The 14,389-nt window shown below is 50.3% G+C and carries 13 protein-coding genes and 2 tRNA genes; 6 read left to right on the top strand and 9 right to left on the bottom strand.

The features are described from left to right. Positions 1-16: 16 nt before the first annotated feature. Both K8942_03395 and K8942_03400 read right to left on the bottom strand, forming a co-directional pair. Positions 17-637, bottom strand: coding sequence for a hypothetical protein (locus tag K8942_03395; protein UPA22085.1), 621 nt, complete (start codon positions 635-637; stop codon positions 17-19). Between the two features lie 53 nt (positions 638-690). After that, the gene (locus tag K8942_03400; GenBank protein UPA22086.1) at positions 691-1,968 is read right to left on the bottom strand and encodes a replication-associated recombination protein A; all 1,278 of its coding nucleotides are present in this window, start codon (positions 1,966-1,968) and stop codon (positions 691-693) included. A 170-nt stretch (positions 1,969-2,138) separates the two neighbouring features. On the opposite strand from K8942_03400, the gene K8942_03405 reads away from it, so the two are divergent. Beyond that, a complete protein-coding gene (locus tag K8942_03405; GenBank protein UPA22087.1) occupies positions 2,139-2,480 on the top strand; it encodes a DUF4383 domain-containing protein in 342 nt (113 codons plus the stop codon). 105 nt (positions 2,481-2,585) lie between these two features. Beyond that, complete coding sequence (locus tag K8942_03410) at positions 2,586-4,346, top strand: ABC transporter ATP-binding protein/permease (GenBank protein UPA22088.1); 1,761 nt, start codon at positions 2,586-2,588, stop codon at positions 4,344-4,346. Positions 4,347-4,766: 420 nt separating this feature from the next. On the opposite strand, the gene K8942_03415 is transcribed toward K8942_03410, so the two are convergent. Continuing rightward, positions 4,767-4,843 (bottom strand) — tRNA-Pro (locus K8942_03415). 57 nt (positions 4,844-4,900) lie between these two features. Here K8942_03415 and priA point away from each other — a divergent pair. Together priA and K8942_03425 are read left to right on the top strand one after the other, a co-directional pair. Further along, positions 4,901-7,030 carry a primosomal protein N' gene (gene priA, locus K8942_03420; GenBank protein ID UPA22089.1) on the top strand — a complete coding sequence of 710 codons (2,130 nt, stop codon included), beginning with the start codon at positions 4,901-4,903 and terminating at the stop codon, positions 7,028-7,030. 76 nt (positions 7,031-7,106) lie between these two features. Beyond that, entirely contained in the window at positions 7,107-8,291 is a 1,185-nt protein-coding gene (locus K8942_03425; protein UPA22090.1) for a hypothetical protein, read from the top strand. A gap of 117 nt (positions 8,292-8,408) precedes the next feature. Here K8942_03425 and K8942_03430 read toward each other — a convergent pair whose 3' ends face one another. The 4 genes from K8942_03430 to K8942_03445 form a co-directional block, all read right to left on the bottom strand. Next, positions 8,409-8,861 (bottom strand): RNA methyltransferase, encoded by a 453-nt coding sequence (locus K8942_03430; protein UPA22091.1) that lies wholly within the window; start codon positions 8,859-8,861, stop codon positions 8,409-8,411. Positions 8,862-8,896: 35 nt separating this feature from the next. Further along, positions 8,897-9,439 carry a ribosome recycling factor gene (gene frr, locus K8942_03435; GenBank protein UPA22092.1) on the bottom strand — a complete coding sequence of 181 codons (543 nt, stop codon included), beginning with the start codon at positions 9,437-9,439 and terminating at the stop codon, positions 8,897-8,899. Between the two features lie 116 nt (positions 9,440-9,555). After that, positions 9,556-10,263 carry a UMP kinase gene (gene pyrH / locus K8942_03440; protein ID UPA22093.1) on the bottom strand — a complete coding sequence of 236 codons (708 nt, stop codon included), beginning with the start codon at positions 10,261-10,263 and terminating at the stop codon, positions 9,556-9,558. Further along, complete coding sequence (locus K8942_03445; protein UPA22094.1) at positions 10,260-10,763, bottom strand: hypothetical protein; 504 nt, start codon at positions 10,761-10,763, stop codon at positions 10,260-10,262. The genes pyrH and K8942_03445 overlap by 4 nt, the downstream gene beginning before the upstream one ends. 197 nt (positions 10,764-10,960) lie before the next feature. On the opposite strand from K8942_03445, the gene K8942_03450 reads away from it, so the two are divergent. Both K8942_03450 and K8942_03455 read left to right on the top strand, forming a co-directional pair. Next, positions 10,961-11,506 carry a hypothetical protein gene (locus tag K8942_03450; GenBank protein UPA22095.1) on the top strand — a complete coding sequence of 182 codons (546 nt, stop codon included), beginning with the start codon at positions 10,961-10,963 and terminating at the stop codon, positions 11,504-11,506. Positions 11,507-11,671: 165 nt separating this feature from the next. Continuing rightward, on the top strand, positions 11,672-12,136 hold the full coding sequence (locus tag K8942_03455; GenBank protein ID UPA22096.1) for a hypothetical protein: 465 nt from the start codon (positions 11,672-11,674) through the stop codon (positions 12,134-12,136). Between the two features lie 112 nt (positions 12,137-12,248). Here K8942_03455 and K8942_03460 read toward each other — a convergent pair. Continuing rightward, positions 12,249-12,325 (bottom strand) — tRNA-Arg (locus K8942_03460). A gap of 20 nt (positions 12,326-12,345) precedes the next feature. Then, entirely contained in the window at positions 12,346-14,373 is a 2,028-nt protein-coding gene (locus tag K8942_03465; GenBank protein ID UPA22097.1) for a DUF4215 domain-containing protein, read from the bottom strand. Between the last annotated feature and the right edge of the window lie 16 nt (positions 14,374-14,389).

Raw genomic sequence — 14,389 nt, forward strand, 5'->3', positions numbered from 1 at the left:
AGTTAGAATCTCAACATCAGATATTCCACGGAATCAGCTGCTCCAGAAGCATCTCTTTGAATTCAGCAATACTCAGTCCAAGAATACCCGGGGCGATTGCAAGGAAGAACAGCGACAGACACAGCGTCGATGCATACACACATTCTGCAAGTGACCAGAATCTGCGCGGACGTTCGGTCGGTGTGTGCAGATAGGCAGGAACATTGAAGACTATACGCAATGTGTGATGAAGAATCGTAAGTTTCGGAAGGAGGACTGCCAGACCGCGCATGACAATGACGTGTGTCAGTTTGGTCCCGCTCAGTCCTGCGATAATCGGCAGAGTGGAATGCAGATACACAACAGAGCTCAATGCCAGGAAGAACAGTGCAATATCGGCAATACTCTCACGGAACACGGTGAATGCAGCATTTGCTCTTTTTTTGCGGAGATAAAAGCGGTATTTGATGAAGTCGAGCACAAGATGCAGCCCAATCAGAACCGCAAAGAATCCCAGATTGAAAATACCGGCAAAAATGACCGCTAGCATGAAGTACGCTGCATGGAATGCAGGCAATTCCTCATAGCTAAAGCCAAAGGGTCTAAACGCGATGCTCGTCCTGAGCGTCGTCGAAGGATGGGGGTATGTGGTTCGCATGTGTTTTTTATATTATAACATTTTTTACTTATATTAGCAATAGCAGCCAGCAATCATTGCTGATGGATGATCTGCTTCGCTTTGGCAATTCTAGTCCTGATATCCGTTTCATATCCCCTGTCGACCGGGACATAAAACTCCTGCGGCTGCATGCCGACCGGGAAATAGTTCGCGGGAACCACACCTTCTTCCGCATCATGCGGATACAAATATCCGTCACCATACCCCTGCTGCTTCATTCCTTTCACCGGCGCATTGCGGAGGTGATTCGGCACTTCGAGTGTTGGCTGCTGCCTGATTGCCTGCTTCACGGCACCCATCGCATGTTTCACGCCATCGCTCTTCGGGGCTTGCGCGAGGTAGATACACGCATGAGCAAGGAAGTACTCCCCTTCCGGTAGTCCAACGACTTCAAAGGCCTGTTGCGCGCTGAGGACCATTTGTAATGCCTGCGGATCGGCGTTGCCAATATCTTCCGATGCAAAAATCAGCATGCGGCGGAAGAGGAATCGAGGCTCCTCTCCACTCTCGATCATCTTGAAAAGCCAGACAAGGGCCGCGTCGACATCGCTTCCTCTCAGCGTTTTTATAAATGCAGAGATGGTGTTGTAGTGATCCTCTCCTCCGTTGTCATACCGTTTTGCACGTTCCTGAAACAGCGCATTCGCCTGTGCAATGGTGATACTGTTTCCGGATGTCATGACCGCAAGCTCCAGTGCATTGAGCGCAATACGTGCGTCACCGTTGCTGATCTGCGCAATGCGCTCCAATGCGTCATCTGTCACGCGCACCGCTCCGCCGTATCCTGCTTTGTCGTTCAGTGCTCGCTTCAGAATCGACACAAGCTCCTCTACTGTCAACGGTTTCAGCAGATAGACATGCGAACGAGAGACAAGCGCCGGGTTCACTTCAAAGTACGGATTTTCCGTCGTAGCCCCAATCAGAATCACGGTACCGTTTTCCACAAAAGGCAGAAGCGCATCCTGCTGCGCTTTGTTGAAGCGATGGATTTCATCAATAAACAAGACCGTTTTCTGCTTGAACGTCGTGAGCATTCTTTCGGCTTCCAGACAGATTTCCTTCAACTCCTTGACCCCACTCATGACCGCATTCACCTGCACGAACTGCGCCTTTGTGGCCTCAGCGATGATTTTGGCGAGCGTTGTTTTCCCCGTTCCCGGCGGACCGGATAAAAGTACCGACGAGAGTGCGTCGTGTTCAATGGCCTGGCGAAGTGCTGTTCCTTCTCCCACAATATGCGTCTGCCCCACGTACTGCGAAAGTTGTGTGGGACGGAGCCGGTATGCGATGGGAGCGGATGATTGAGCCATAGAACAAAGAGCATAGCAGAAATAAAAAGTATCGATGAAACGTTTCAGCATGAGAATGTTTAACGATGTGTCATAAAAATGAGTTGCAGAAACATCCAATCGGTACACTTTGGCATCAAGTCATGATATAATCGGCTTTGTTCTCTTTTTACCCCATCCCCCTTCCTTCCATGATCAAGACAGTTACCTGGATTCTGGGCGTCGTGCTCCTTGTTGTCGGTCTTCTCGGTTTCGTAAATGATCCGATCCTCGGCATTTTCGAAGTCGATACAGTCCACAACGTTATTCACCTCCTGAGCGGTATCGTCGGATTGATCGCCGTCTCAGCCGGTCTCTCATACGCACGCCTGTATCTCATCATCTTCGGCGTTGTATACGCTCTTGTGACAGTCCTCGGATTCATGAGTGGCACCGATATTCTCGGTCTCTTCGTGATCAACCAGGCTGATAACTACCTGCACGCTGCAATTGCACTCGTTTGTTTGGGTGTCGGATTCGGCGGCAAGAAATAAATTCTTCTTTGTTGAGAATAGAAAAAGGGTGGAGATTCTCCGCCCTTTTTTGTGGCTTTTTTCTGCGGGAAACCATTGAGTCTGCTAGCATGGATTCTTCCCTCTATGAAAACAATCCCACGCACACCATTCGCTTTTGGACTCTTCGCAACCAGACCGTACTGGCCGTGGGCTGTAGGCGCACTTTTTGCTGTCACTCTTGGAAGTACGCTCGATGGACTCCTGAACCTGCTTCTGAAAACACTGATTGATAGCATTCTGCTGACCATGGAAACCACCGTCAGAGATATGCGGGATGTCCGGTACTGGGCGACCGTCTATGTTGCCGTGACACTGGTGACCGGTTGCATCTGGAGAATGAGCGGATTTTGCGGCATGAGATGGATGACGTACGCACGCACGAACGGATATACGACTCTTTTTCAGTATCTGACGCATCACAGTTCAAATTATTTTAATAACCGTTTTGCAGGAGCGCTCACCAATAAAATCTCAAACGTCGCAGAAGGCGTCGATAAAATCATGCAGAACATTTTGTGGCAGTTTCTACCGCTCGTCATCACTATCATCGTCGGTTTTTACACTGCAGCACAGGCAAACATTCTCTTTTCTCTTATCCTTGCTGGATGGACGATCCTGTACATTGGTATCAATCTGGCTCTGGTGTTCGGCAAAAGAAAACATGCTATCGCCTTTGCCGAGAATGTCTCAAAAATGCGCGGCACCATGGTCGACAGTGCATCCAATATTTCCGCAGTGCATCAGAATGCGCATCAGGAATATGAAATGGCACATCTGCAAACCTACATGGGTGAATACGAACGCTCGGGAATCAGAAACTGGTTTTATTCGGAATGGATTTTAGTGACGGGAAATGTCATGCAGGCGCTCTTCATGGGCGTGGTGTTCTGGGTGCTGATCCGGTTACTGGAACAGAGTCTTATCACGGTCGGAGATGTGGTGATGATCATCGGACTCATGCTGCAGCTCATCAGGCAGATTTTTGCGATCGGCAATGAAATGAATCGTTTCACGGATTTCTACAGTCAGGCAAAAGAGGGGCTGAACGAACTACTTGTCCCGCATGAAATCGTCGACATACAGGAAGCAGAACACCTGGCTGTACATGAAGGAAAAGTCGAATTCCGCGATGTAACATTTTCCTACGGCAATCAGACGGTGTTTGATCACTTCAATCTCCTGATTCAACCCGGACAGAAAGTCGGACTCGTGGGACACAGCGGTGCCGGGAAGACATCACTGACATCCATTCTCCTCCGGCAGTACGACATTCAGCACGGCGACATTCTGATTGATGATCAAAACATCGGACGCATCACCCAGAAAAGTCTGCGTCACCAGATTGCACTCGTACCACAGGACACCTCCCTCTTTCACCGCACCATCCGCGAAAACATCCGTTACGGCAGACTGGATGCAACCGACGATGACGTACTGGCCGCTGCAAAAATGGCGCAGGCTGATGCTTTTATTCTCAAGACTGCAAAAGGATATGACACTCTCGTCGGAGAGCGTGGTGTGAAACTGAGCGGCGGACAGCGTCAGCGTATTGCCATTGCGAGAGCCATTCTGAAGAATGCTCCGATTCTTGTGCTCGATGAAGCAACGAGCGCGCTTGATAGTGAGAGTGAAACTGCCATTCAGCAGGCACTCCAACAGCTTATGCAGGGCAAAACAGTCCTCGCTATCGCCCATCGTCTGTCGACACTCAGAATGATGGATCGCATCATTGTGCTCGATAAAGGTGTGGTTTTGGAAGATGGTAATCATGAAGAATTGATCGCGAAAAAAGGAATCTATGCAAGATTGTGGGAAAGTCAGGTGCGCGGATTTATTCAGGAATAATACAAATATTGACAATATTTAATATTATGTTTATAATGTTAAAAGCCTGATCATTGGATCAGTGCTTAACCCTAAGGTTGAGCGCCGGCCAATACAGGCATAGCGCTCATTAAAATCGGAGAGTTGCGATGGTCAAGATGGGTCTTTTGTTTGGAGCAGTCTTTGGATGCATGGCAGCTGCACTCATGTTCAAGCAAGGCTTTTCACCAAAGTTTTGTATGGAAATGGGAGCTCTCGTGTCCTTGCTCAGCATTGGAATTTATCTGATGTTAATGAGCCGAGCACGGAACATCGATAGCATCCGAAAGTAAAAGTGAGATGAGCGGCTAACCACCCTCAGTCTAACGGAGAAATACCTCCACGGGCTGGGGGTATTTTATTGTCCGATAGAAACGGCTCGCTGTGAGAAAAAGTGACGAATGGTCGGGGCGGCGGGACTCGAACTCGCGACCCTCTGCTCCCAAAGCAGATACTCTAGCCAACTGAGCTACGCCCCGAACGCAGACATTCTAGCAAAAAACACACGTTCGGCTAGAGAAGGGTATACTTTGTCCATGCGCTGTACCGTTCTGGTCAATTCACGCTCACCGGGCATCCATAATGGCCTCAGTTACGAAACGGGCGATCTGACCGTGGAGCCGGGCATGCTCGTGCGCATCTCTGTCCGCAAAAAAGAGATGGAAGGAATCGTCCTTTCTACGGACAACGGACCGCTGGACGAAGAAGGTTTTACCCTGAAACCGATCGACGAAATTATCAGCAAGGAACCGGTCCTGAGTACTGCACAGCTCAAAACCCTGCAGTGGATGGCGGACTACTATTACTGCTCACTGCGGTCAGCGATGACGCCGTTTTTGCCGTCACCACCCTGGAGAACACTGATCCCGAAAAATATTCCGGGCTATCGCTTCATCAAAGAACCGGAAAAGCTGACGCCGAAGCAGCAGGTAGTCATTGATACACTGCGGCGGGAAGGCTGGATGAGCGTGAGTGATGTAAAAAAAGAAACAGATGTGAGTGCAGCCATCATCAAACGATTGAAAGAACTCGGAAGCATAGAAGAGGAATCACATTCTCCGGACGCAGTAGAGATCAAGCCGTATGTGTTTGCGGGGACACCCCCCACTCTCACGCCACTGCAGCAAAGTGCATATGAGGAGATGAAAAAAGAAAAACGACCGTCACTGCTGTTTGGTATTACCGGAAGCGGAAAAACAGAAGTATATTCGCAGATGATCTCCGATGCGGCAAAAGCAGGAAAGCAATCGATTCTCCTCGTGCCGGAAATTCTTTTGACCGAACACATTATCCACCGATTTGAAACTCTCTTTAACCGCGATCGCATTGCCGTGCTCCACAGCCGGCTCACGCCGGCATCACGCAGAAGTGAATGGATGCGCATCCGCAGTGGTGAAGCGGCACTGGTGATTGGGTCACGCTCTGCTCTGTTTGCACCGTGTCACAAACTCGGACTCATCATCATGGATGAAGAACATGAGTGGACGTACAAAAATGAACAGACGCCGCGATATCATGCGCGCGAGACTGCAGAAAAGTTGTGCGAGTTTGCCGGCGCAAAATTGGTGATGGGAACCGCAACGCCATCGCTTGAAGCGTGGTCGCGTGTGAAGAGCGGGCGGTATCATATGACAGAACTTCCGGAGCGGTACAAAAACCAGTCTCTTCCCACCGTAAAAGTTGTCGATCTTGCGACTGTGAATTTTGGCTCCCTGTACCCGTTCTCCCCCACTCTCCTTGCTGCCATCGGTGACCGTCTGAAAAAAGGTGAACAGACGGTGCTCTTTTTAAACCGTCGCGGTATGGCAAGTGCGATTCTGTGTCTGAAGTGCAGAAAGAGATTGGTCTCACCGGAATCACAATTGCCGTTCACGCTGCACCGTTCATCATACGGCCAGCCGTTTTTGCTTGATCATTTTTCCGGAGTGACCGCGAATCTTCCTGCGGATTGTCCGCACTGTGGTGCACACGATCTTCTCCCCGTTGGCGCGGGTACACAGAAAGTGGAAGACATTCTCGCAGCACAATTTCCGCAGGCGCGCATTCTCCGCGCTGACAGCGATGTGCTTCAGTATCCGGAACAGATGCGCACTCTTCTGAAGAAAATGCGCGATCGGGAAGCGGATATTTTATTTGGCACACAATCTGTGGTGAAAGGACTCGATCTGCCGGGCGTCACACTTGCGGTTGTGATGATTGCGGACATCGGACTCTCGCTCCCCCACTTCCGCGCAGGCGAACGCGTGTTTCAGTTGCTCACGCAGCTGACAGGAAGAAGCGGACGCGCGCAGCAGGGCGAAGTGATCGTGCAGACATTTAGACCCGAAGCAGTCGAGGTGGTCGCGGCATCGCAGCACAGAACACGCGATTATCTGGAAACAGAACTCACCCTCCGCGAGCAACTGCACTATCCCCCATCCACCGAAATGATTCGGTTTATTCTCCGTGAAGAACGCGCCGAACAAAACGCAAAAAAACTGCACGCTGCCATTCTCCGCTTCATTCATGAGGAGGACATGAAGGCACAGGCAAGCGTCGCACCGACACTATTCGGCGGTGGAAAGGTGTGGCACGTACTGCTTAGAGGAAAAGATCTGCGGACCATACTCCCCTCCCTGGATCTGAGTGATGCAGTCGTCGACATTGATCCGATTGATTGCATATAAGGAACAATTTTAAAACTTTGCATTACAGACCTGACGTACAGTCTCTTATACTAAGAACCTCCTTCCCCTTTTGTTCATGAAAAAATTTACGGCACTCAGTCTGCTGACTGCGTCTCTTCTGACGGCGGCTCCTCTTGCGCTTGCCGCAAACGGCAGCCAAACATTTATCACATCCATTGGTTCTGACCGCTATGTCGGAGGCAATGAGATCAGTGTGAATCAGCCTGTCACGGGCGATCTCATCGTCGGCGGCGGCACTGTTACGGTGAACGCGCCCGTCACCGGCAGCGTCCAGGCAATGGGCGGCACTGTCATTCTCGGCAACACTGTCGGCGGAAACGTCCGCGTATTCGGCGGAACCGTCGTCATCATGAAAAATGTGCGCGGCAATATCCTGGTCGGCGGCGGAAACGTCCGTATCCAGCAGGGTGTGGAAGTGGGCGGCAGCGTCCTCTCTCTGGCCGGCGAAACAACCATTGATGGAAACGTATCCGGAACACTGAAAATCCGGGGCGGATCTGCAGTGCTTCATGGCATCATCCGCGGCGACGCCGATGTGCAGAGTGATTCAATAGATGTAACAGGGCAGATGCTCGGCAACACTATTATCGCAGCACGCACTCTCACCACTGCATCCACCACTCTCTTCAACAAAAACCTCACCTACTGGCTTCCGACCGGTGAGCAGGATTTCGGCTCCATGGTGCGCGGAACCGCAACGTTCGATCCTGCATTTGCCATGAACGACAAGCCGGAGACAGAGAAAGGTCTCGGTATTCTCGCAGCATTTATTACGGCTATCACCATCTACTCCGTTCTGTCCGGAGCGCTGATGATCGGACTCTTTGTACTTCTGACGAAAACGTTCTTCAAGGATTCTGCAAAAGTTCTGAAATCCAAGCCGGGCGTGAGCTTCCTGACCGGTCTGCTCTATTTCCTCCTTACCCCGATCGCAACAGTCCTTCTTCTCATTACCGTTATCGGACTCCCGATCGCGATTGCTGTCGCACTGCTCTTCGCTCTCAGTCTCCTCTTTGCAAAGGCAGTCACCGCCATGGTCTTTGCGCGCTACATTGAGGCGCAGTACAAGAAGAAGTGGAACAACTGGATGATCTTCGGCATCAGCCTCGGTATTTTCCTCGCACTCAAGATTGTTGGCATTCTGCCGATTGTCGGCTGGATTGTGACAACAGTTGCCGTCCTGATCGGCTACGGCGCAGTGCTCCGCGTGAAGTACGAGCGCTACAAGAAAATTATGTGATCATGTTTGTTTAAACGTTAAAGGTTAAAAAATAAATGTTGTACGGTAAAGAGCTCGTCAAAAGTGACGGGCTTTTTACTTTTGTAGAAACTTTAAACCCTTCAAACGTTCTAACTTTCACACTCGTAATTGATGGAGAGCTATGCCAGCCGCAACCGCCACGTTGAGCGATTCCTTTTGTCCCAGCATCGGGATCATCACCGTCGCATCACAGAGCGATAAAATCTCCGGCGGCACTCCTGTGAGTTCATGACCAACAATCAGACACACGTTGTCTGCTGGTTGATAGTTGATGATGTCGATGGCGTCAGGCGTAATTTCCAGTGCCACAAGACTCCAGCCGTCTTCTTTTAACTTTGTCAGAATCTCAAGCGGGTCAGCATACTGTTCCCACGGCACAAACTCCTCCGCCCCGATCGCCACTTTTGTAATTTCTCTGCGCGGCGGAATACCTGTGTACCCGGTCAGATACATCTTCTCCACGCCCATCGCATCACACGTCCGGAAAAACGATCCGACGTTCCAGAGCGAACGGACATTATGAGCCAGCAGGCAAATTCTTCGATCCATAAACCAATAACTAATAACCAGAACCAATAACTTCGTCAGACTTTCATCACTTCTTCCTCTTTCGCCGCACGGAGTTCATCGATGCGCTCATTCGCTTTGTCTACAGCCTTCTGCAGTTCGTTGGTAAGGCTTCCTTTGAGTGTTTCATTCGCCTCCTGCTTGATACTGTCCTGCGCCTTCTGGCGAGCCTGGCGCACGGAAATGCGCGCCTCTTCCGCCATTTTATGCACAAGTTTCTTCAGCTGTTCACGACGCTCCTCGGTCATAGCAGGAAGAGTCAGGCGAATAACGACGCCATCGTTCATAGGGTTCAAACCCAGACTCGACTGCTGAATAGCTTTTTCAATGGCAGACAGAACCGTTCTGTCCCAGGGCTGGATCACAATCGTCTTTGCATCCTGCACGCTGATTCCCGCGACCGCCTTCATATTCATGCGCTGGTCATAGGCATCGACATCAATATTTTCCACAAGAGCCGCAGATGCGCGACCGGTCTGCAAACCTGCAAACTCGCTTTGCATGAAAGCAATCACTTTCTGGGAGTCGGCTTCGAAGGTGGAAATTCTTACATCAGACATAGCTGCATACTAGCAAAAAAGTCTACACCTGAAAAGTTATGGGTTATGAGTTACCGGTTATCGGAAAAAAGAAATATAGCAAATCCCATAACCCATAACCGATCACTCATAACCGGTTAATGGACTAACGTCCCGATTTCCTCCCCTTTCACCACCTTCATCAGATTCCCGACATCGGTGAAGTTGAAGACACGGATCGGCATTTTGGCATCCTGACAGAGGCTGAATGCCGCCTGGTCCATCACATTCAAATGCTTCTCGAGCGCTTCCTGGTAGCTGAGTTCCTTGTACATAACAGCGTCCGGATTCTTGTTCGGGTCTTTGTCGTAAATACCATCAACGTTTGTCGCTTTCAGAACGGCATCGCAGTTCAGTTCCAGTGCACGGAGGGCGGCGGCGCTGTCTGTGGTAAAGAACGGGTTTCCGGTTCCCCCTGCGCAGATCACGATGCGCTTCTTTTCAAGGTGACGGATGACGCGGCGGCGGATATACGGTTCTGCGACCTGTGGAACCTGAATGGCGGATGCAACGCGACAGAAGCAACCCATGGATTCGAGTGAGGCCTGAAGCGCCACACCGTTCATGATGGTTGCAAGCATACCCATTGTATCGCTGGCGGTGCGCTCAATGCCGCTATCGGCCTGATCGCGGAAGCGCCAGATGTTTCCTCCTCCGACCACAATCACCATTTCCACCCCCTCGCGCGAGACTGCTGCAATCGCCTCTGCCACTTTCGCAAGTGTCGGCTGATGGATGCCCTGTCCGGCACCTTCCCTGGAAAGGGACTCACCGGAAAGTTTGAGCATAATGCGCTTGTAGGTCATAGAGAAGGTGTGGGAGGGTTTGGATTGGAAGAAGTGTCGTTTGTTACAGGAGTTTCGTCAACAGGCTTTGTGGCGGCAGCGCGTTCTTTTTCCTTGCGGATAAACTGCGTGAGGCGGCGCCACAGGCTGGCAATGCTCTGCACAATATCTTTCCACGACTGACGCACATGCGACCAGCGGCCGGATGCCATGTCCCCGATAATCGGCAGATCTTTCCATTGCCCCTGTGCGGCACCTAAAAATCCAAGAACCATCAGTGCAAGAATCAGAAGTTCCAGGAACCGCCCGGCAATCGGCACCGCCCAGAGAAGAATACTCAGAATGAAGAGCACAATCCCCTGCTTCGCATGAAAACGCACGAACGGCGAATCCTTTTTCCAGAAATACACAAACACAGACAGAATCCACACGTACCCGAGTGCAGCGATATCTTTGTTCTCCTGAACATCATCCAGAGGAGGTGTGGGCAGAATCTGTGTGGGATTGGGTGTATTGTCCATCCTGTACAGTATAGCAGATTTATAGGGAAAATGACATGGCTGGAACATGCTGTTTTATGCAGAGAGAACAAGAAAGAGGCCGACACATGACGGATCGAATCCGAACATCGTCTATGAACAGGACCCGGGCTTTGGAGGGATTCATTATTGCAGAAGAAAGAATGTAGAGTAAAGTTTACATAGGTTTTGACACTTCTTTGTTCCTTTATCTCACCGGCTGGAAAGGGCTGGATAGAATAGATATTTTTCTTAGAATTCAACGGGAGGTTTTGATGAAAAGCGCGATATGGGATTTTTTTGTGAAAATTTTCATTCCATCGTTAGGGCTAGGGTTATTAGTCATTTCACTGGAACGACTGAAACCTGAGCTACTGGAAGATTCCCTGACAATCAGTATTCAAAATGGAGAAGTATCTGCAAATGCAAACAGTCCCCGTCTGGAGAAATTTTTTGACTCGAATGTCCGTGAAGAAGTAAAAAAGTACGCCGACTGTTTCAAAGAACCGGCGAGCATTGAAGTGGTCAATTACACCACAACAATGACAATCAAGATCCACGGCTACGCTGATGCAAAAGACGCACAATCAAAAGTAGAGACTCTTGGATGTTTTATGGCATTGAAGTTTTTGTACTGTGAGAAAAAGAATCTGGCTCTAAAAACGAACAATGTGGCCTATATAAACCCTCTTCCAGAAAACAGATGTGAATTATGTATCAATATTAAGACTGGACCGATGAGATAAATAAGAGAAACCGTCAAAATCGTGACCCCTATCTGCATGCAGGCAGGGGTCACTTTTATGATGCACTGCAGAAGTGCTTATAATCCGCTTTTGAAACACAAAAAAAGCATTACACTCTCTCCACTGGTTTGATCATTCACACGCATAACTTTGTAGGAGATACACATGCCTGCGAACCCGGCTCATTGGGCGGACCGCTATTGCTCACTTCCTAAGATTGTTCTCGCGTCCCTCGTCATTGCGATAGTGATCATGATGACAGAAAGACCAAAAACAGAAGTGGAATTCATTCTCACTTTTTCAGAAACGAACGTGAGGGCACAACTCATATCAGAGCGCACAAAGAAAACAACAAGCATTGAACAACTTGAGTTTGTGAGCGCCAATCATCCCACGCTGTATAGAAACGGAGGAAAAGTCACGGTCACAAGAAATGTCAGTGGGAAAATTGAAATAATCCTCGAGGGGTATCGAGAACCCGATGAACAAGCGATGAAGTTGTTCTGTTGGACGATGGCGCAGTTCGCACTCGACGCATCCGAGAGACTGAAAAAGGACATCCACTTTGGACGCAGAAGTGATGGCATCTTCCGGTACATCACCTACAAAGCAGATCCCCCTGAAGAATGAGAAACCACCATCCCCCACTGCCAACAAATTGGCTAGTGGGGAGGTTTTATGTGAGTGCATTATATTTAGACACGTAAAATAAGCTGCTCAATTCGCTGTGCGTGTTTTTACGTGGTGTCCCGGATTGGAATTGAACCAATGACCTACAGCTTAGAAGGCTGCCGCTCTATCCAACTGAGCTACCGGGACATGACCAAAGCTCGCCTATGTTATCGTCTATGCACCTGCCTATCCAGCCTGTACACAAAAATCAGGAGCTGGAACAGAAGGAAGAGCAGAATCTGAGTGGAATTGTCTGTCTCCGGAGCGGCAGCGTGCAATCCGTCTGTATCGGCTGCAACGCCTTTCAGAGTGCAGGATGAAGAGCAGGTATTGCTGCCATTCGGACCGTCATCACACTGTTCAGATGCATCGAGAACAAGATCGCCGCAGGTTGCAGGGACACAATTCATACGACATGCATCAGGCTGGGTTGCAGAATTGTTTGTACCGTTGTCACAGATTTCACCGAAAGCCGGATCGACAATTCCGTCACCACAGCGCGGCAGCAGACAGAGTGTGCTGCAGGAATCCGGCTTGGACAGAGAATTCCGTTTCCCGTCATCACATTCCTCCCCTGGTTCGAGTGACATGTTTCCACAGATACTGATTTTACAGGTAGGCGTACAGCCGTTTCCGAGTTCATTGTCGGCCATCCCCCGGTCACATTCTTCATCAATGTTCAAAACACCGTCTCCGCAGAATGCTGTTGTAGGAGAAATGAAATCAAAAGAGGAAGAAGAAGATTCTGCACTGCTGCTCTCAGGTACAGGAAGGATGAGAGACTGCAGGCTGATTGCTGATGACGACTGCAATGTGCCGCTCAACGGCCCCGTCGTCTCTTCAATGCCAACAGCAATATCATTCTGCACATCCATAAAACTACTCACGGATGAGGACGATACTGCAGCTGACGCAGCGGAGGAGGACGAAGATGATACTGCTTCCTGTGAGGTCGCCATACACGCGGAGAGGAACAGCCAGCGACAGCCTCCGGCGCAATAGCCATTTGTTTCACAGGTCGGAACAGTACAGGTTTGTCCGCACTGCATGATGTTATACGTTCCGTCAGAATCGCGGCTTGGCTCACATTCTTCACCGTTCTGTTTCTGGACAACACCGTCACCGCAGAATTGCGAGCGGCACCAGCGGTCACAGAGAGGAGAGAGTCCATTGAAACGCCCCTGGTCACACTCTTCACCCTTTGAAAGATCCAACACGCCGTTTCCACAGGTAGCAGGAGGTGCAAGACGGGCTGTACTGGAAGAACTGGTAGCAGGAGGAGGTGTATAGGTCGTTCCTCCAATACCCTGTCCGAGTGTACAGCTGTTCTGGCAGGTGGACTGGAGAGCGGGCTCGCAGATTTCTGACTGCCCGTTTCCATTCGGTGTCTGGATAATACCGTCGCCACAGTATGTCTTCTGACATGTTGCAGTACAGGTACCAGTGCTGCTGTTTTCAGAGCCGGCATCGCACTGTTCCCCTGCCGCAGTATTTGTTTTGCTGTCCCCGCAGCTGGCTGTAGTACAGTCACTGTTGCACAGCGCTGTCTGTCCTGCTGCACCCGGGTCACACTCTTCAGCGCCTGCTACAACATCATCGCCGCATCCTGTCGCGCAGACGCTTGGTGCTGTACCCGTGCAGCTGTATCCCGATTCAATCGTACAGGTTGCAGAACAGCCGTCACCGGCTGAGGTGTCACCGTCATCACATGCTTCAGCACCTGCTTTGACGCCGTCACCACAGGTGGTTTCACAGGAGCTGGGCGCCGTTCCGGTACAGGAATATCCTGTTTCAACCGTACAGGTGGCAGAACAACCGTCACCGGATGAGGTGTCACTGTCATCGCATGCTTCCGATGTTGTTTTTACTCCGTTACCACACACTTCCACACAGACGCTGGGCGCCGTTCCGGTACAGCTATATCCGGACTCCACGGTACAACTTGCAGAACAACCGTCACCGGATGAGGTGTCGCCATCGTCACATCCTTCGAGCGACGTCTTGATTCCGTTGCCGCACACCGGCGCTGCCGATGAAGAGGATGATGCATATCCGTACGCAATCTGCTGCGTAATACCAAACGACACAAGATACTGCGGACGAAGCTGGACCGTTGCCTGCAGCACAAAGAGTCCGAGCATGACCGCGGCGCTCATCGCTGTGAAGAATCCGGAGAGTGAAATGTGTGTTTTCATAAATCCAGTCATTATA

Source organism: Candidatus Peribacteria bacterium, from assembly GCA_023038255.1.
Taxonomy (GTDB): Bacteria; Patescibacteriota; Gracilibacteria; order Peribacterales; family Peribacteraceae; genus CALREJ01.